This is a genomic window from Streptomyces sp. T12, from assembly GCF_028736035.1.
GTDB lineage: Bacteria > Actinomycetota > Actinomycetes > Streptomycetales > Streptomycetaceae > Streptomyces.
In genome coordinates this window covers 5077029-5095569 of the sequence record NZ_CP117866.1, presented here as the reverse complement: position 1 = coordinate 5095569, position 18541 = coordinate 5077029, and the positions used below count along the sequence as shown (strand labels likewise).

Here is an 18541-nt window from a genome sequence, read left to right as displayed (position 1 = left end):
CGTATGCGGTCGGAACCCCCGGTTCCACTTTCGGCCAATTCGCAACGAATAGTGACAGGATGCGTGCGCAATGTGATGTGCTGGGATCGATAGCGCACATGGCAAGGGCTTGCGACATACGACAGCCGTACAAAAGCCCGCGTCGCACGACGGAAACCGCAAGCGCACACAGCACTCGCACCACACACAACGCTCGACGCACCACCACGGGGGAACGAGGGAGGGGTAGGGCCATGGGGGAGCAGATCCGCCGCTGGGAGTCGGGAGCGCTCGCGCACGCCGTGACGGACCCCTTCGGCCAGGGCCCCGTCCCCTGGCTGCGCGGCAATGTGACGTACTTCGACGACACCGGCCAGGTCGTCCCCTGGTACGTCGACGGCCAGGCCCACCCCCCGACGTCGGACACCCCGAGGGTCCCGGCGCCCCGCAGTGCCGGCCCCCGCTCCGCCGACGACGTCCACCGTCAGATCAAGGGCTTCACCTCGACCGGCGCGGTCGCCCCCGGCGAGGCTGTCGACTTCCACATCACCGTCGACCCGCCCCAGGAATTCGCCGTCGACATCTACCGCATCGGCCACTACAGCGGCGACGGCGCCGCCAAGATCACCACCAGCCCCCGCCTCTCCGGCATCGTGCAGCCCCCACCGCTCACCGCCGACCGCACGGTCTCCTGCCACCACTGGTGGCTGTCCTGGCGCCTGCAGGTCCCCTCGTACTGGAGCATCGGCGCCTACGTGGCCGTCCTGACCACCGCCGACGGCTACCGCTCCCACATCCCGTTCACCGTGCGCGACAAGCACCCGGCGGACCTGCTCCTGCTCCTGCCCGACGTCACCTGGCAGGCCTACAACCTCTACCCCGAGGACGGCCGCATCGGCGCCAGCCTCTACCACGCCTGGGACGAGGACGGCCGCCTGCTCGGCGAGGCCGACGCCGCCACGACCGTCTCCTTCGACCGCCCGTACGCGGGCGCGGGCCTGCCCCTGCACGTCGGCCACGCCTACGACTTCATCCGCTGGGCCGAGCGCTACGGCTACGACATCGCCTACGCCGACGCCCGCGACCTGCACGCGGGCCACGTCGACCCCACCCGCTACCGCGGCCTGGTCTTCCCCGGCCACGACGAGTACTGGTCGTCGAACATGCGCCGCACGGTCGAGCTCGCCCGTGAGAACGGCACGTCCCTCGTCTTCCTCTCCGCCAACTCCATGTACTGGCAGGTGGAGTTGGGCCCCTCCCCGTCCGGTGTCCCCGACCGCCTGATGACCTGCCGCAAGCGCCAGGGGCCGGGCCGCCCGGTGCTCTGGCGTGAAATCGACCGTCCCGAGCAGGAGGTGATCGGCATCCAGTACGCGGGTCAGGTCCCCGAGCCGCACCCCCTGATCGTCCGCAACGCCGACCACTGGCTGTGGGAGGCGACCGGCGCCCACGAGGGCGACGAGATCGCCGGCCTGGTCGCCGGCGAGGCCGACCGCTACTTCCCGCGCACCCCGCTCCCGGACCACGAGGAGCGCATCCTGCTCGCCCACTCCCCGTACACCGACCGCGAAGGCGCCCTCCGCCACCAGGAGACGTCCCTGTACCGCGCCCCCTCCGGCGCCCTGATCTTCGCGTCCGGAACGTTCGCCTGGTCCCCGGCGCTGGACCGCCCGGGCCACGTCGACGCCCGCGTCCAGCGCGCCACCGCCAACCTCCTGGACCGCATCTGTAAACGTGACTGAGCTCACGTACGCCCACGTCACCGCCCCTTTCGAGGCCACCCCACTCCGAGGGCGATCCCCGGCATACGGGAGAATCGAGCCATTGGACAGAACCACGGGGAGGAACCGTGTCCGGATTCGTAGAAAAGCCCGAGCCGATTCAGGTTCCGGGCTTGGTACACCTGCACACCGGCAAGGTGCGCGAGCTGTACCAGAACGAGGCGGGCGACCTCGTGATGGTCGCCAGCGATCGCATCTCGGCGTACGACTGGGTGCTCCCCACCGAGATCCCCGACAAGGGCCGCGTCCTCACCCAGCTCTCCCTGTGGTGGTTCGACCAGCTCGCCGACCTGGTCCCCAACCACGTCCTGAGCACCGACGTGCCCGCCGGCGCCCCCGCCGACTGGGCGGGCCGCACCCTCGTCTGCAAGTCGCTCCAGATGATCCCGGTGGAGGCCGTGGCCCGCGGCTACCTCACCGGCTCCGGCCTGGTCGAGTACAACGAGTCCCGCACCGTCTGCGGCCTCGCCCTCCCCGAGGGCCTGGTCGACGGCAGCGAACTCCCCGCCCCGATCTTCACCCCGGCCACCAAGGCAGAGGTCGGCGAGCACGACGAGAACGTCTCCTACGAGGAGGTCGCCCGCCAGGTCGGCGCCGACACCGCCGCCCAGCTGCGCCAGGCGACCCTCGCCGTCTACTCCCGCGGCCGGGACATCGCCCGTGACCGCGGCATCATCCTCGCGGACACCAAGTTCGAGTTCGGCTTCGAGGGGGAGCGGCTGGTCATCGCCGACGAGGTCCTCACCCCGGACTCCTCCCGCTTCTGGCCGGCCGACCAGTGGGAGCCGGGCCGCGCGCAGCCGTCGTACGACAAGCAGTTCGTCCGCGACTGGCTGACCTCGCCGGCCTCCGGCTGGGACCGCAAGAGCGAGCAGCCCCCACCGCCGCTGCCGCAGGAGGTCGTGGACGCGACCCGGGCGAAGTACGTGGAGGCGTACGAGCGCCTGACGGGTACGAGCTGGTCGTAGCGCGGAAACGGCAAAGCCCCCGGCGAATCCGGAACGCCGGGGGCAACGCAAAAGCCCCCGGCCGAAACCGGGGGCTTTCATCTGGAGCGGACGACGAGGCTCGAACTCGCGACCTCAACCTTGGCAAGGTTGCGCTCTACCAACTGAGCTACGTCCGCACTGCGCCGTGGCGCGAGAGCAACTATACCCAACCTCGCTCCCGCGCGAGACGCACCGCCGCGTGCCGATTCTCCGCCCCGAGCTTCGAGACGGCCGACGACAGATAGTTCCGCACGGTCCCCTGCGACAGCGCGGCCCGCTCCGCGATCTCCGCGACGGGCGCGCCGTCGGCCGCCAGTTCCAGCACCTCGGCCTCCCGCGCGGTCAGCGGCGAGTCCCCGGCGGCGATGGCGTCGGCGGCCAACTCGGGGTCGACGTAACGGTTTCCGGCATGCACGGTGCGGATGATCTCCGCGAGCCGCTGAGCGCTGACGGTCTTCGGGACGAACCCGCGCACACCCGCCTCAAGGGCGCGCTTCAGATGCCCGGGCCGCCCGTGACTGGTCACGATCAACACCTTGCAGCCGGGCAGTTCGGCGCGCAGGGATGTGGCGACCTTCACACCGTCCGCCCCGGGCATCTGAAGATCGAGAACGGCCACGTCCGGCTCGTGCGCCCGTGCCATCGCCAGTGCCTCCGGCCCGCTCGCCGCCTCGGCGACGATCACCAGGTCGTCCTCCAGGGAGAGCAGCGTGGCGAGCGCACCCCGGATCAGATGCTCGTCGTCGGCGAGCAGCAGCCGTACAGGCCCGGTCATACGGCGACCTCCCGCACGCCCGCTCCCGCCAACGGCACCTCGGCCACCAGCCGGAACATCCCCTCCCCGACGCGGCCGGCCTCCAGCGTGCCGTCCACCGCGGCCAGCCGCTCCCGCAGCCCGGCCAGGCCGGAGCCTCCACCCCCGTCGGAGGCTCCGGCTGCCCCGTCGTTCTCCACCGTCTCCCCGGCAGTCCCGTCGTTCTCCACCGTCAACACCACGCGCCCCTCCGTCACCCGCACTCCCACCACGCACCGCCCGGCATCCCCGTGCCGCAGCACATTGGTGGTCGCCTCCCGCACCACCCACGCCAGCGCCGACTGCACCTCGGCGGGCAGTCCGGCCGCCTCCCCGGTCACCTCGCACTCGATCCCGGCGGCCGTCAACACACCCTGCGCACCCGCGAGTTCGACCCCGAGGTCGGCCTCCCGGTATCCCCGTACGACGTCCCGCACCTCGCGCTGCGACTCCTGCGCGATCCGCTGCACCTCGATCATCTGCTCCACGGCCTCGGGCCGCTCACGCCGCGCCAACTGCACGGCGAGTTCGCTCTTCAGGGCGATGACCGCCAGATTCCGCCCCATCACGTCGTGCAGATCCCGCCCGAACCGCAGCCGCTCCTCGGCCACGGCGAGCCGGGCCCGGGTCTCACGGGCCTCGTCGAGTTCGTAGACGGCGTTGAGCAGCCAGACGGAGAAGATGGCGCTGAAGGCGAGGAACCCGCCGCCGAGCAGCACCGCCAGCGCACTGACCAGTGCGGCGGGGGCCGGCTGGCCCAGCGGGAACGCGACGAGCCCCGCACCGGCCGCGAAGCCCGCGACGACGGCGTACACGCGCCGCCGGTTGCGCACACCGAGCGCGATGATGCCCGCCCCGAAGATCAGCACGACGCCGAAGACGCCGCCCGCCGCGGAGTCGACGCCGTCACCGTCCGGACCGTGCTCGGCTACGACGAGGGCGGTGACGGCGACCGCCAAGGTGACGGCGCCGAGCGCCCACAGCAGCCGTACGGGCTGCTCACGCCGGCCCCGCACCCAGTCCAGCGCCCGCGACACGGTCAGGGCACAGACCGCCGCGTGCGCGCAGACCAGAAGCATCAGCCAGGCGCCCAGCGCGAGTCCGAGCTCACCGGTGACCGGCAGTCCGACCGCCATGATCTCGATCACCGCGAAGAAGTGGAACGACCACCTCGTGTACGTCTCCACTTTCGCCGGCGTGCTCTTCCCCCGCCACCACGTGCCCGGCCCGCGCATATGTCGTCCCCCTGCTTCAGCGCCGCGGTTCCCACCGGAACCACCGCCGTACAGCCAACACGCCCAGGACCGCCCAGGCCAGTCCGGTCAGCACGGGACCGATCACCTCGTAGGCCGACAGCTCCCCGGTCCAGCCGCCGCGCACGAGCGTGATCACCGGGGTCAGCGGCAGCAGTTCGCACACCGACGCCACCCGGTCCGGCAGCACCTCCAGGGGGACGAACATCCCGGAGAAGATCATGGAGACGAACAACACGGGCAGTGTCGTGACCTGCGCACTCTCGACGGTGCGGGTGAAGGACGAGGTCACGGCGGCCAGCGACGCGCACAGCACGACCCCCAACAGCAGTCCCAGCACGGCGAGATGGGGAGCGCGGGGCGCGCCCACATCGAGCAGGACGGCGCAGCCGACCGCCAGCACCAGGCTCTGCGCGAGTCCCGTGGCCACGGCCGGCAGCGCGGCCCCCGCCAGGATCTCGGTGTCCTTCAGCTCGCCGGTGCGCAGCCGTTTGAGGACGAGTTCCTCGCGCCGGGCGGTGTAGACGGCGACGAGTGTCGCGTACACCGCGTAGAGCAGTGAGAAGCCGATCGAGGCGGGCAGGATGACCGTGCCGAGGGTGAGGCCGACCTCCGCCAGGTCCATCTCCTTCGCCGCCATCTGCGCGCTGAAGGGCAGCACCAGCGGCACGAACAGCGCCGCGAACAGCGTGCCCTTGCTGCGCCCGAGCAACGTCAGCTCGGCCCGGGCCAACGCCGTCATCCGCCCCACCGGGGTGGTCACCGCCGTACTCATGCCGCGTACTCCTTCGTCTCGGCAGCTCCCGCCGCCTCCCGCGCGATCCCCAGGAACGCCTCCTCCAGCGAGGCCGCCCGCACATCCAGCCGCCCCAGCTCCACCCCGGCCCCCTCGGCCCACACCAGCAGCCGGGTCGCCGCCCGTTGCAGCTGATGGGTCCGCAGTCGTACGGCCCGCCCGTCGACCTCGTGCCCGCTCACCCCCATCTCGGCGAGCGGCGGCAGGTCGCCCACGAAGTAGCCCTCGGGCAGCTCGAAGGAGATCCGCGCCGGCTGGGCCGCGGTCACCTCGGCCGGCGTCCCCGCGGCCGCGATGCGTCCCTCGTGCAGGATCGCGAGCCGGTCGGCGAGGCCCTCGGCCTCCTCCAGGTAGTGCGTGGTCAGCAGCACGGTCGTACCGGCGTCCCGCAGCCCCCGCACCAACTCCCAGGTGTCCCGGCGCCCTTCGGCGTCGAGGCCGGTCGTCGGCTCGTCCAGGAACAGCACCTCGGGATCCCCGAGCAGCGCGAGCGCCAGGTCCAGGCGCCGCCGCTCACCCCCGGACAGCTGCTTCACCCGCACATCGGCCTTCCCGGCCAGCCCGACCAGCTCCAGCACTTCCCGCGGCGGCCGTGCCCCGCTCACGCACCCCGCCCACATCCGCGCGGTCTCGGCGACGGTCAGCTCGGACGGAAACCCGCCCTCCTGCAACATCACCCCGGTCCGCGGCCTTACGACGCCCCGCTCGGCGTAGGGATCGCACCCGAGCACCCGCACCTGCCCGCCGGCCGGCCGGGCGAGCCCCTCCAGCAGCTCGACGGTGGACGTCTTGCCCGCGCCGTTGGTGCCGAGCAGCGCGAAGACCTCGCCGCGGTCCACGGAGAAGGTGATTCCACGCACCGCCTCGAACCCGCCCCCGTACACACGCCGCAGGTCAGTGACCTCAATCACGTGTTCGTGTTCGTCGATGTTCATGACATCAGCGTCCCGGCAGCGGGAGCCCCGCAGCAGTGCGCGCTGTCACCACTCCGCATGACAAATGTCAGGAGGCCGCGCACGGCACATGAAAAACCCCGGTCCAGTGGACCGGGGTTTCTATCAAGAGCGGACGACGAGGCTCGAACTCGCGACCTCAACCTTGGCAAGGTTGCGCTCTACCAACTGAGCTACGTCCGCATTGCCCCCGATCAGCTTCCACTGATCGGTGCGAGCACCAGCCTACCTGATCCACTTCAGTGGTCCGTACGGCGATGCAGAGCGGGTGACAGGAATTGCACACTGCGCCTTCCCCCTGGAAGGGGGATGTTCTACTACTGAACTACACCCGCATGCTCGGCGAGCTGGGCTTTTCTGCCCCGCCCGGCGGCGTGCTCCAGACATTAGCTGATCAGCAGGGGGGTAGCGCAAGTCGGTTGTCGCTCCGCCCCAAATCGGCTGTCCCCAGGGCCCGCTGACGGGCCCTGAGTCCACACCCCCGGGTCGCCTCACCGAGCTGAGGTCACCGCGCCGAGGCGAACGCCTCGTAGACCTTCTTGGGGATGCGGCCGCGGGCCGGCACCTCCATCTTGTTGGCCTGCGCCCAGGCCCGGACGGCCGCCGGGTCCGGGGCGACCTCGGTCTGCTTGTACGCCTTGCCTGACTTCGACCGCTTGCGCCCGGCCTCCACGTACGGCGCGAGCGCCTTACGCAGTTTCTTGGCATTGGCTTCATTCAGGTCGATCTCGTACGACTTGCCGTCGAGTCCGAAGGCGATCGTTTCCGCCGCTTCTGAGCCGTCGATGTCGTCAAAGAGAGTGACCACGACCTTCTGCGCCACGAATATCGGTCCCTTCGTCCGGCACCTCATACAGCTCAGCTGCGACGACGTGCCGAGTCTCGGCTATTTGCCAATTCATTTGTACAGTGCCCGGCAATGCAATGTGAAGCCCGACTAAATCTGCCCGCGTGTCCGAGCGCAATAGCTATCCGGGGCGGTACGGGGATCTTTCCCGTAACTTTTCGTGAACGCACCCCTTCGATACCGGATCGTGACGGCTGTCACGTAGCTTCCTACAACTCTACTCGCGTAGAAATTTTGTGCGGGTAGTCTGAAGGAACCTGCTCAGCACCACACACCGGGAGTGCCAGTGGCACGCGTCGTAGTCGACGTCATGCTCAAGCCGGAGATCCTCGACCCCCAGGGCCAGGCGGTGCAGCGCGCACTGCCGCGGCTGGGTTTCGAAGGTATCTCCGACGTCCGTCAGGGAAAGCGTTTCGAACTGGAAGTTGACGGGCCGGTCGACGAGGCCGCGCTCGCCCGCATCCACGATCTTGCGGAATCCTTCCTCGCCAACACCGTGATCGAGGACTTCACCGTCAAGGTGGAGGAAGTCGCGGAGGCCGCGAAGTGACCGCTCGTATTGGCGTCGTCACTTTCCCGGGGAGTCTCGACGACCGGGACACTCAGCGCGCGATCCGCCTCGCGGGTGCCGAACCGGTCGCTCTCTGGCACAAGGACAAGGACCTCCACCAGGTGGACGCGGTTGTCCTCCCCGGTGGTTTCTCCTACGGCGACTATCTGCGGGCCGGCGCCATCTCCCGCTTCTCGCCCGTGATGGAGACGGTCATCGAGCAGGCCAAGGCAGGCCTCCCGGTCCTCGGTATCTGCAACGGCTTCCAGATCCTCACCGAGGCCCACCTCCTCCCGGGCGGGATGCTCGGCAACGACCACCTGCACTTCATCTGCCGCGACCAGAAGCTGCGGGTGGAGAACGCGGAGACCGCCTGGACCGCCGACTACGAGGCGGGCCAGGAGATCTTCATCCCGCTGAAGAACATGGACGGCCGTTACGTCGCCGACCAGTACACGCTGGACAAGCTGGAGGCCGAGGGCAGGGTCGCGTTCCGCTACCTCGACTTCAACCCCAACGGCTCGCTCAACGACATCGCCGGCATCACCAACGAGGCCGGGAACGTCGTAGGCCTCATGCCGCACCCGGAGCACGCCGTCGAGCCCCTTATCGGGTCGGGCCGCACCGACGGCCTCCCCTTCTTCACCTCGATCCTCAAGAAGCTGGTCAACGCATGAGCCGGACGCCTCTGGACACGGTCGAGCACGCGGCCGCGACCCCCGACGTCGAGCTGCCCTGGGCCGAACTCGGTCTGAAGAAGGACGAGTACGAGCGGGTCGTGGAGATCCTCGGCCGTCGGCCCACCGGTGCCGAGCTCGCCATGTACTCGGTCATGTGGTCCGAGCACTGCTCGTACAAGTCGTCGAAGGTGCACCTGCGCCAGTTCGGCGAGAAGGCGCCGCAGAGCGATGCGCTGCTCGTCGGCATCGGCGAGAACGCGGGCGTCGTCGACGTCGGCCAGGGTTACGCCGTGACCTTCAAGGTCGAGTCGCACAACCACCCGTCGTACGTCGAGCCCTACCAGGGCGCGGCCACGGGCGTGGGCGGCATCGTCCGCGACATCATCGCGATGGGCGCGCGGCCGGTTGCCGTGGTCGACCCGCTGCGGTTCGGTGCGGCCGACCACCCCGACACCAAGCGCGTGCTGCCGGGTGTCGTCGCCGGCATCGGCGGCTACGGCAACTGCCTGGGCCTGCCGAACATCGGCGGCGAGGTCGTCTTCGACTCCTGCTACCAGGGAAACCCGCTGGTCAACGCCGGTGCCATCGGTGTGATGCGGCACGAGGACATCCACCTGGCCAAGGCGTCCGGCGCGGGCAACAAGGTCATCCTGTACGGGGCCCGTACGGGTGGTGACGGCATCGGCGGCGCGTCGATCCTCGCCTCCGAGACCTTCGACGACGCGAAGCCCTCCAAGCGCCCGGCGGTCCAGGTCGGTGACCCCTTCCAGGAGAAGCTGCTCATCGAGTGCACCCTGGAGGCCTTCCGGGAGAAGCTGGTCGTCGGTATCCAGGACCTGGGTGCCGCCGGTCTGTCCTGCGCCACTTCCGAGCTCGCCTCCAACGGCTCCGGCGGCATGCGCGTGACGCTGGACGACGTACCCCTGCGTGACTCGACGCTCTCTCCCGAGGAAATCCTCATGAGCGAGTCGCAGGAACGCATGTGCGCGGTCGTCGAGCCGGAGAAGGTCGACCGGTTCCTGGAGATCTGCGCGAAGTGGGACGTCATCGCCACCGTCATCGGTGAAGTGACCGACGGCGACCGCCTGGAGATCTACTGGCACGGCGGCAAGATCGTCGACGTCGACCCGCGCACCGTGGCGCACGAGGGCCCGGTCTACGAGCGCCCGTACGCCCGCCCGCAGTGGCAGGACGCCCTTCAGGCGGACGACGCCAACAAGCTTGCGCGGCCCGCGAGTTCGGCAGAGCTGAAGGACCAGGTCCTGAAGCTGGTGGCCTCTCCCAACCAGGCCTCCAAGAAGTGGATCACCTCGCAGTACGACCACTTCGTGCAGGGCAACACCGTCCTCGCCCAGCCCGAGGACTCCGGCATGATCCGCATCGACGAGGCGACCGGCCTCGGCGTGGCCATCGCGACGGACGGCAACGGCCGGTACGCCAAGCTGGACCCGTACCACGGCGCCCAGTTGGCGCTCGCGGAGGCGTACCGCAACGTCGCCACGACCGGCGCCAAGCCGCTCGCGGTCTCCGACTGCCTGAACTTCGGCTCGCCCGAGGACCCGGCGGTGATGTGGCAGTTCGCGGAGGCCGTCCGCGGACTCGCCGACGCCTGCCAGCAGCTCGGCACGCCGGTGACCGGCGGCAATGTCTCGCTCTACAACCAGACCGGCGAGGTCGCCATCCACCCGACCCCCGTGGTCGCGGTCCTCGGCGTCATCGACGACGTGGCCCGGCGCACGCCGGTCGCCTTCCAGGAGGAGGGCCAGCTGCTCTACCTCCTCGGCGACACGCGTGAGGAGTTCGGCGGTTCGGCCTGGTCGCAGGTCGTGCACGACCACCTCGGTGGGCTGCCGCCCCAGGTCGACCTGGAGCGCGAGCGCCTGCTCGCCGAGATCCTGATCTCCGCCTCCCGCGACGGCATGATCGACTCCGCGCACGACCTGTCCGACGGCGGCCTCATCCAGGCGGTCGTCGAGTCGGCGCTGCTCGGCGGCAAGGGCGCGCGTCTGGTCGTACCGGACGGGCTCGACGCCTTCACCCTCCTCTTCTCCGAGTCGGCGGGACGCGCGGTCGTCGCCGTGCCGCGCTCCGAGGAGGTCCGCTTCAACGACATGTGCGGTGCGCGGGGCCTGCCGGTCACCCGCATCGGTGTCGTCGACGGTGACTCCGTCGAGCTCCAGGGCGAGTTCGCGCTCTCCCTGGAGGAGCTGCGCGTGGCGCACGAGGAGACGATTCCGGCGCTGCTCAAGTAGGCAGCGGTGCTACGGCTCCGAAGCCCCCGTCCGGTCCGCCGGGCGGGGGCTTCGTCGTGCGGTCACCCGTCCCTTCGCCACTCCACCGCTTGCACGTAATTACGTAGTTCCGTAATATCGCAGGAGTGGAACTCGAAGAACGCGTCGCCGACCTCGAGCGACGACTGGCCGCGCTGGAGGGTGCGCAGCACACCGCCCCCCGCCTCGGCGAGGGCGACTTCTGGGCCCTGCAGGGGTTCAAGGAGCGGCTGGCCGGGCTGGAAGCGGCCGACGGAGGAGTGCTGTTCACCGGCGCCGTACGGCTGCCGACCGGGGAGCAGTACGAGTGGCAGCACGGCTCGCTGACCGAGGGCCTGCTCGACGGCGACTGGACCGAGGCCGCCGAGTCCTTCGCCGCGCTCGGCCACCCGGTCCGGCTGCGGCTGCTCCGCGAAGTCATCGGCGGGCGGCGCACCGCGGCCGAACTCGCCGAGCTGGACGAGGTCGGCACGACCGGCCAGATCTACCACCACCTGCGCCAACTGACCGGCGCGGGCTGGCTGCACACGACGGGCCGGGGCCGCTACGAGGTGCCGCCGGGGCGGGTCGTACCGCTGCTGGTGGCGCTGTCGACGGCCCGGCCGTGACGCGAAGTAGACACGAAGTAGACATGAGCAAGGGGGAACGATGTCCGCACGCAAACTGGCCACCCTCACCTACCGGGGTCTGCAACTGACCTTCCTCGGCCTGGTGATCGCGCACCTCTCACTGGACCTCGGATATCCGTGGTGGTGGAACTTCCTGCCGATCGTCCTGGCCTACGCCCTCGTCATCGTGGTCAACCGGTGGGGCGGCGCCCCGGACAGCCCGCGCGCGGCCCGGGAACCCGTCGAAGTCGCCCCGCCCGTCACCGGCCGCTGGACCGCGCTCAACAGCCCGGCCGACCGCACCCCGAGCCACGGCACGCACGCCTACGGCCAGACCTTCGCCATCGACGTCGTCGCCGAACCCGAGCCCGGCGCCCGCCCGGGCTTCCGCCTGCTGTGGCCGATCGCCCGCCGCAACAGCGCCTTCCCCGCCTTCGGCGCCCCGCTCCTCGCGGTCGCCGACGCCACCGTCGTACGGGCCACCGCCGGGCAGCGCGACCACCTGAGCCGCACCTCGCTGCTCGCGCTCCTGTACCTGATGGTCGTCGAGGCGTCCGTGCGCGACCTGCTCGGGGCCAAGCGGATCGTCGGCAACCACGTCATCCTCGACCTCGGCGACGGGACCTACGCGCTCTACGCCCACCTGCGGCGCGGCTCGCTCACCGTCCGCGAGGGCGACCGCGTGACCGTCGGACAGCCGCTGGCCCGCTGCGGCAACTCGGGCAACTCCACCGAGCCCCACCTGCACTTCCAGCTGATGGACGGCCCCGACCCGGACACCGCCCGCGGCATCCCCTTCACCTGGCGCGGCATCGGCGTCCCCCGCAACCGCGAGGCGTTCGAGGCCTCCACGACGCAGTCGCAGCCCGCATAGGCTGCCGCCATGCCGCCGGCCAAGAAGCGCACCCGCACCTATGACCCCGCCAAGATCCGCACCGCGATCCTCGCCCAGTTCGGGAACGTACGTCAGGCCGTACGCACCCTGACCCCCGAGCAACTCGCGCTGCCCACCCGGCTGGGCGACTGGACCGTACGGGAGCTGGCGGCACACGTGACCATGGCCGTGGAGACCGTCAGCCGCAACCTCGACCGCGACGAGCCGACGAAGGCGGAGCTCACCCTCCTGGACTGGCCCTCCGCGACCGCCGCCCGCGCCGGCGACATCGCCGACGGCACGCGCGAGCTGGCCGTCGGCAACCCGGACCTCGACGCCCTCTACGCCCGCACCGAGGAGCGCCTCACGCAGAAGCTGGCGGACGCGCCCGGCGACCGCATCCTCGCCGCCCGGACCGGCGCCATGACCCTCGCCGACTACCTGGTCACCCGTACCGTCGAACTCGTCGTCCACACCGACGACCTCAACGCCGCCGTCCCCGGCCTCGACATCCCGTACGACCGCCAGGCCCTCGCCGCCTGCACCCGTCTCCTCGCCGACGCCCTCGCCGCGAGGGCGCCCGGCGGCTCGACCGAGGTGCGGATCCCGCCGTACGCGGTGGTGCAGTGCGTCGAGGGGCCGAGGCACACCCGGGGCACCCCGCCCAACGTCGTCGAGACCGACCCGCTGACCTGGATCCGGCTCGCGACCGGGCGGCTGGCGTGGGAGGAGGCGGTGGCGGAGGCCAAGGTGAGCGCGAGCGGGGAGCGGGCCGACCTGGGCGGGCTGCTGCCGCTCCTGAGCTGACAGCCGGCAATCACCCGCTCGCCCCCGCCAAGCGGAACCGCGCGGAACCAGTCCCGCGTCCCTCCCGTCCCACCGGCATGAACACACTCGGCACACTCGGCATGGACAAGCAGCGACTGGCCGCCCTCGCCGCACTGACCCTCCTCCCGCTCGCCGTGGCCTGCGGCAGCGAGGACGCGGGCAGTGACTCGGTCGGTGCCGGGGCGTCGGCCTCCGTCACCGGCGCCTACTGGGCCGTGGACGACGTCACCGTCGACGGCAAGAAGAGCGCCGCCCCGTCCAACGCCTACCTGCGCATTGCCGACGGCGGCGAGGTCAAGGGCAACCTCGGCTGCAACAACTTCGGCGCCGACGCCGTCTTCGCCGACAGCCATGTCACCTTCGACCAGATGCAGGCGACCGAGATGGCCTGCGAGGGGGTCCCCGTGAACTTCGAGCAGACCCTCGCCCGCACCCTCTCCGACGGCGACCTCACCACCGAGGTCGAGGGCGACAAGCTCACCCTCTCCACGGCGGACGGCGACCGCGTCACCCTCACCAAGCAGGAGGCGGCCCCGCTCTACGGCACGAAGTGGACGGTCACCAGTCCCGACGCCGACGGCAAGGCCCACCTCACCTTCGACGAGAAGGCCGGAGAGGTCAGCGGCAGCCTCGGCTGCAACAAGGTGAAGGCGACGGCGACGGTCAGCGACGGCCGTATCACGCTGGGCACGGCGTCCACCACCCGAATGATGTGCGACACCTCACTCATGAATACGGAGAAGACCCTCCTGGGCCTCTTCGACGGCACGGTGAAGTACGAACTCGATCACCGCAACCTCACCCTGACCAGCGAAAACGGCGAACACGTCAACGCGGCCGCGGCCGAGTGATCCTTTACGGGCGCGTATCCCCAATTCGGACCAGTGGTCGATCTCGCCTACACTCGGAGCCGTGCCACGTGGTGACGGTCGACTCAATCATGATCTGCTCCCCGGTGAGAAAGGCCCCCAGGACGCATGCGGCGTCTTCGGAGTCTGGGCTCCCGGTGAAGAGGTCGCCAAGCTCACTTACTTCGGGCTCTACGCCCTCCAGCATCGGGGCCAGGAATCCGCGGGAATCGCGGTCAGCAACGGCTCCCAGATCCTCGTCTTCAAGGACATGGGCCTGGTTTCCCAGGTCTTCGACGAGACCTCGCTCGGTTCGCTCCAGGGTCATATCGCGGTCGGTCACGCCCGCTACTCGACCACTGGCGCCTCCGTGTGGGAGAACGCCCAGCCGACCTTCCGCGCCACCGCGCACGGCTCGATCGCGCTCGGCCACAACGGCAACCTGGTCAACACGGCGCAGCTCGCCGAGATGGTCGCCGACCTGCCCAAGCAGGAGGGCGGGCGCACTCCGCGCGTCGCGGCCACCAACGACACCGACCTGCTCACCGCGCTGCTCGCGGCCCAGGTCGACGAGGACGGCAAGCCGCTGACCATCGAGGAGGCCGCCCACAGGGTCCTTCCACAGGTCAAGGGCGCCTTCAGCCTCGTCTTCATGGACGAGAACACCTTGTACGCCGCCCGTGACCCGCAGGGCATCCGCCCGCTGGTCCTCGGCCGCCTGGAGCGCGGCTGGGTCGCCGCGTCCGAGTCCGCCGCCCTCGACATCTGCGGCGCCAGCTACGTGCGCGAGATCGAGCCGGGCGAGTTCGTCGCCATCGACGAGAACGGCCTGCGCTCCTCCCGATTCGCGGAAGCGAAGCCCAAGGGCTGTGTCTTCGAGTACGTGTACCTGGCCCGCCCGGACACCGACATCGCCGGCCGCAACGTCTACCTCTCCCGCGTGGAGATGGGCCGCAAGCTCGCGAAGGAAGCCCCGGTCGAGGCCGACCTGGTCATAGCGACCCCGGAGTCCGGCACCCCGGCCGCGATCGGCTACGCAGAGGCCAGCGGCATCCCGTTCGGCGCGGGTCTGGTGAAGAACGCGTACGTCGGCCGTACGTTCATCCAGCCCTCGCAGACCATCCGCCAGCTCGGCATCCGCCTGAAGCTGAACCCGCTGAAGGAAGTCATCAAGGGCAAGCGCCTGGTCGTCGTCGACGACTCGATCGTGCGCGGCAACACCCAGCGGGCCCTGGTCCGCATGCTCCGCGAGGCGGGTGCCGCCGAGGTCCACATCCGGATCTCCTCGCCGCCCGTGAAGTGGCCCTGCTTCTTCGGCATCGACTTCGCCACCCGCGCCGAGCTCATCGCCAACGGCATGACGATCGAGGAGATCGGCACCTCGCTGGGCGCCGACTCCCTCTCCTACATCTCCATCGACGGCATGATCGAGGCGACCACCATCGCCAAGCCGAACCTCTGCCGCGCCTGCTTCGACGGCGAGTACCCGATGGAGCTCCCCGACCCCGAGCTGCTGGGCAAGCAGCTCCTGGAGACGGAGCTGGCCGCCGGCCCGGCCGCCACGGCCGCCGCCGACGCGATCCGCCGCCCGTAGGCGTCCCGTAACACCTGCCGTACGACACGAAGGTTCTCTACTGCCATGTCTGAGACAACTGGTGCCAGCTACGCAGCCGCGGGCGTCGACATCGAAGCGGGCGACCGCGCGGTCGAGCTGATGAAGGAGTGGGTGAAGAAGACCCAGCGCCCCGAGGTCCTCGGCGGCCTCGGCGGTTTCGCCGGCCTCTTCGACGCCTCCGCCCTCAAGCGCTACGAGCGTCCCCTCCTCGCCTCCGCCACCGACGGTGTCGGAACCAAGGTCGACGTCGCCCGTCAGATGGGCGTCTACGACACCATCGGCCACGACCTGGTCGCCATGGTCATGGACGACATCGTGGTGTGCGGCGCCGAGCCGCTGTTCATGACCGACTACATCTGCGTCGGCAAGGTCCACCCCGAGCGCGTCGCCGCCATCGTGAAGGGCATCGCCGAGGGCTGTGTGCTCGCCGGCTGCGCCCTGGTCGGCGGCGAGACGGCCGAGCACCCGGGTCTGCTGGGCGCGGACGACTTCGACGTCGCCGGCGCCGGTACGGGCGTCGTGGAGGCCGACCGGCTGCTGGGCCCGGATCGTATCCGTAAGGGTGACGCGGTGATCGCCATGGCGGCGTCCGGTCTTCACTCGAACGGGTACTCGCTGGTCCGGCACGTCCTGCTGAACCAGGCCGGTCTGGCCCTGGACGCACAGATCGACGAGCTCGGCCGCACCCTCGGCGAGGAGCTGCTGGAGCCGACGAAGATCTACTCGCTGGACTGCCTGGCCCTCACCCGCACCACGGACGTGCACGCCTTCAGCCACGTCACCGGTGGCGGTCTGGCCGCCAACCTGGCCCGGGTGATCCCGGACACCCTGCACGCGATCGTCGACCGCACCACCTGGACCCCGGCCCCGATCTTCGACCTCGTCGGCAAGACGGGTCAGGTCGAGCGCCTGGAGCTGGAGAAGACCCTGAACATGGGCGTCGGCATGATCGCGATCGTGCCCGAGGAGGCCACGGACGCGGCCCTCGCGACGCTGGCCGACCGAGGCGTGGACGCCTGGGTCGCCGGCGAGATCACGGACAGGGGCGACCACGAGACGGGCGCGGCCCTGATCGGTGACTACGCCGGCTGATCCCCTGCAGGCAGCACAGAACCCGGTCGGTGACCGAGGTCACCGACCGGGTGAGTGCTCAATGCAAAGTCAAGCGCCGCGACGCTGTTCCGAGGGGTCCTCGTCCTGATCCTCGTCGTCGTCCTCATAGAGGTCGGCGTATTTCGAGTACAGGTCGTCGTCGTCCTGCTCATCGTCCTCGAAGCGATCGCCGTTCGGCGACTGGTTCGACGTCGATGCGCCCAGCTCCTCGGCCAGGCGTGAGAGGTCCGTCCCACCGCTGTTGTACTTCAGCTGGCGGGCGACCTTCGTCTGCTTGGCCTTGGCCCGGCCGCGCCCCATGGCTCGACCCCCTCAACGACGGGGCTCGACGGCCCCAGAGTCTGACACGCGTTCATGATCCGGAACGGACTCTCCGTGGAGAGGCCGGTCCGTAGGGCTTCCACGGTACCTGAGCCCGCGCCCATACGGTACGTCGCCCGCAGCACGCGCGTGTGCACAGGACCTTCGAGGCGCCCTGTCCTCGCTGGTCAACCGCGATTTTAACCACTTATTGGCGGTCGACCCGCCGGTAGAAGTGAGAGTTCTCTCCAACTGCCCACCGGCGGGTACCGGTCAAACCCGTGTGAGGGCCTCCGGCCGGACCGCTGGGCGGCTCAGTGCGCTCCGCGTGCCTCCGCCATCCGCTGCTCGGCGATCCGGTCGGCCGCGGCGGCCGGCGGAATCCCATCCGTCTTCGCACGTGCGAATATGGCCAGCGTGGTGTCGTAGATCTTCGCCGCCTTCGCCTTGCACCGCTCGAAGTCGAAGCCGTGCAGTTCGTCGGCGACCTGGATGACACCGCCGGCGTTCACCACGTAGTCGGGCGCGTAGAGGATCCCGCGGTCGGCGATGTCCTTCTCGACGCCCGGGTGGGCGAGCTGGTTGTTGGCCGCGCCGCACACCACCTGGGTGGTCAGCACCGGCACGGTGTCGTCGTTCAGGGCGCCGCCGAGCGCGCAGGGGGCGTAGATGTCCAGGCCGTCGATGCGGATCAGCGTGTCGGTGTCCGGGACGGCGAGGACGTTGCGGTGCCGCTCGGTGATCTGCCGCACGACCTCCTCGCGCACATCGGTGACGAAGACCTCGGCGCCCTCCGCCACGAGGTGCTCGACCAGATGGTGACCGACCTTGCCGACGCCTGCGATGCCGATCCGCTTGGCGCGCAGTGACGGGTCGCCCCACAGGTGCTGGGCGGAGGCACGCATGCCCTGGTAGACGCCGAAGGCGGTGAGCACGGAGGAGTCGCCCGCGCCACCGTTCTCCGGGGAGCGTCCGGTCGTCCAGCGGCACTCGCGGGCCACGACGTCCATGTCGGCGACGTACGTACCGACGTCGCACGCGGTGACGTACCGACCGCCCAGCGAAGCCACGAACCGGCCGTAGGCCAGCAGCAGCTCCTCGGACTTGATCCGCTGCGGATCACCGATGATCACGGCCTTGCCGCCGCCGTGGTCGAGACCGGCCATGGCGTTCTTGTACGACATCCCGCGCGCGAGGTTCAGCGCGTCGGCGACGGCCTCTTCCTCGGTCGCGTACGGGTAGAAGCGCGTACCGCCGAGGGCGGGGCCCAGAGCGGTGGAGTGGATGGCGATGACGGCCTTGAGGCCGCTGGCGCGGTCCTGGCAGAGCACTACTTGCTCATGACCCCCCTGATCCGAGTGGAACAGGGTGTGCAGGACGCCGTGTGTTACGTCGGTCACTGTGGTGACTCCTGAGTACTGGCGGCGATTGGAGCGAGCTCCCGTACGGGTGGCGGGGGCTGTG

The 18541-nt window shown here is 70.0% G+C and carries 18 protein-coding genes and 3 tRNA genes; 11 read left to right on the top strand and 10 right to left on the bottom strand.

Annotated features, from left to right (window positions below; genetic code table 11):
• Window positions 1-233: 233 nt before the first annotated feature.
• On the top strand, window positions 234-1721 hold the full coding sequence (locus PBV52_RS22825) for a N,N-dimethylformamidase beta subunit family domain-containing protein (RefSeq protein ID WP_274240714.1): 1488 nt from the start codon (window positions 234-236) through the stop codon (window positions 1719-1721).
• 107 nt (window positions 1722-1828) lie between these two features.
• Entirely contained in the window at window positions 1829-2728 is a 900-nt protein-coding gene (locus PBV52_RS22820; protein WP_274240713.1) for a phosphoribosylaminoimidazolesuccinocarboxamide synthase, read from the top strand.
• 82 nt (window positions 2729-2810) lie between these two features.
• Here PBV52_RS22820 and PBV52_RS22815 read toward each other — a convergent pair.
• The 8 genes from PBV52_RS22815 to PBV52_RS22780 all read right to left on the bottom strand — a co-directional run bounded on the left by PBV52_RS22815 (window position 2811) and on the right by PBV52_RS22780 (window position 7367).
• Window positions 2811-2886, bottom strand: a tRNA-Gly gene (locus PBV52_RS22815).
• A gap of 23 nt (window positions 2887-2909) precedes the next feature.
• Entirely contained in the window at window positions 2910-3524 is a 615-nt protein-coding gene (locus PBV52_RS22810) for a response regulator transcription factor (RefSeq protein WP_274240712.1), read from the bottom strand.
• A complete protein-coding gene (locus PBV52_RS22805) occupies window positions 3521-4777 on the bottom strand; it encodes a sensor histidine kinase (protein WP_274240711.1) in 1257 nt (418 codons plus the stop codon). The genes PBV52_RS22810 and PBV52_RS22805 overlap by 4 nt, the downstream gene beginning before the upstream one ends.
• A gap of 16 nt (window positions 4778-4793) precedes the next feature.
• Window positions 4794-5570, bottom strand: coding sequence for an ABC transporter permease (locus PBV52_RS22800; RefSeq protein ID WP_274240709.1), 777 nt, complete (start codon window positions 5568-5570; stop codon window positions 4794-4796).
• Entirely contained in the window at window positions 5567-6526 is a 960-nt protein-coding gene (locus PBV52_RS22795; protein WP_274240708.1) for an ABC transporter ATP-binding protein, read from the bottom strand. Before PBV52_RS22795 ends, PBV52_RS22800 begins: the two co-directional genes overlap by 4 nt.
• A 128-nt stretch (window positions 6527-6654) precedes the next feature.
• A tRNA-Gly gene (locus PBV52_RS22790) sits at window positions 6655-6727 on the bottom strand.
• An 80-nt stretch (window positions 6728-6807) separates the two neighbouring features.
• Window positions 6808-6879: transfer RNA gene (locus PBV52_RS22785), tRNA-Gly, on the bottom strand.
• 170 nt (window positions 6880-7049) lie between these two features.
• On the bottom strand, window positions 7050-7367 hold the full coding sequence (locus PBV52_RS22780) for an Lsr2 family protein (protein WP_128435391.1): 318 nt from the start codon (window positions 7365-7367) through the stop codon (window positions 7050-7052).
• Between the two features lie 310 nt (window positions 7368-7677).
• Between PBV52_RS22780 and purS the strand changes: the two genes are divergently transcribed.
• The 9 genes from purS to purM all read left to right on the top strand — a co-directional run bounded on the left by purS (window position 7678) and on the right by purM (window position 16756).
• Complete coding sequence (gene purS / locus PBV52_RS22775; RefSeq protein ID WP_015659417.1) at window positions 7678-7941, top strand: phosphoribosylformylglycinamidine synthase subunit PurS; 264 nt, start codon at window positions 7678-7680, stop codon at window positions 7939-7941.
• Window positions 7938-8618, top strand: a complete 681-nt coding sequence (gene purQ, locus PBV52_RS22770; RefSeq protein WP_274240706.1) for a phosphoribosylformylglycinamidine synthase subunit PurQ — start codon at window positions 7938-7940, stop codon at window positions 8616-8618. The genes purS and purQ overlap by 4 nt, the downstream gene beginning before the upstream one ends.
• A complete protein-coding gene (gene purL, locus PBV52_RS22765) occupies window positions 8615-10873 on the top strand; it encodes a phosphoribosylformylglycinamidine synthase subunit PurL (RefSeq protein WP_274240705.1) in 2259 nt (752 codons plus the stop codon). The genes purQ and purL overlap by 4 nt, the downstream gene beginning before the upstream one ends.
• A 125-nt stretch (window positions 10874-10998) precedes the next feature.
• Window positions 10999-11499 carry a helix-turn-helix transcriptional regulator gene (locus tag PBV52_RS22760; RefSeq protein ID WP_274240704.1) on the top strand — a complete coding sequence of 167 codons (501 nt, stop codon included), beginning with the start codon at window positions 10999-11001 and terminating at the stop codon, window positions 11497-11499.
• 40 nt (window positions 11500-11539) lie between these two features.
• A complete protein-coding gene (locus tag PBV52_RS22755; protein ID WP_274240702.1) occupies window positions 11540-12373 on the top strand; it encodes a M23 family metallopeptidase in 834 nt (277 codons plus the stop codon).
• Window positions 12374-12382: 9 nt separating this feature from the next.
• The gene (locus tag PBV52_RS22750) at window positions 12383-13180 is read left to right on the top strand and encodes a maleylpyruvate isomerase family mycothiol-dependent enzyme (RefSeq protein WP_274240699.1); all 798 of its coding nucleotides are present in this window, start codon (window positions 12383-12385) and stop codon (window positions 13178-13180) included.
• Window positions 13181-13257: 77 nt separating this feature from the next.
• Window positions 13258-14052: an META domain-containing protein gene (locus tag PBV52_RS22745; RefSeq protein WP_274240697.1), complete on the top strand. Its 795-nt coding sequence runs from the start codon at window positions 13258-13260 to the stop codon at window positions 14050-14052.
• A gap of 61 nt (window positions 14053-14113) precedes the next feature.
• A complete protein-coding gene (purF, locus tag PBV52_RS22740; RefSeq protein ID WP_274240696.1) occupies window positions 14114-15643 on the top strand; it encodes an amidophosphoribosyltransferase in 1530 nt (509 codons plus the stop codon).
• 45 nt (window positions 15644-15688) lie between these two features.
• A complete protein-coding gene (gene purM / locus PBV52_RS22735; protein WP_274240695.1) occupies window positions 15689-16756 on the top strand; it encodes a phosphoribosylformylglycinamidine cyclo-ligase in 1068 nt (355 codons plus the stop codon).
• Between the two features lie 69 nt (window positions 16757-16825).
• Here purM and PBV52_RS22730 read toward each other — a convergent pair whose 3' ends face one another.
• Together PBV52_RS22730 and PBV52_RS22725 are read right to left on the bottom strand one after the other, a co-directional pair.
• Entirely contained in the window at window positions 16826-17077 is a 252-nt protein-coding gene (locus PBV52_RS22730) for a DUF3073 domain-containing protein (protein WP_128435382.1), read from the bottom strand.
• A gap of 314 nt (window positions 17078-17391) precedes the next feature.
• Window positions 17392-18477 (bottom strand): Glu/Leu/Phe/Val dehydrogenase dimerization domain-containing protein, encoded by a 1086-nt coding sequence (locus PBV52_RS22725; protein ID WP_274240694.1) that lies wholly within the window; start codon window positions 18475-18477, stop codon window positions 17392-17394.
• Between the last annotated feature and the right edge of the window lie 64 nt (window positions 18478-18541).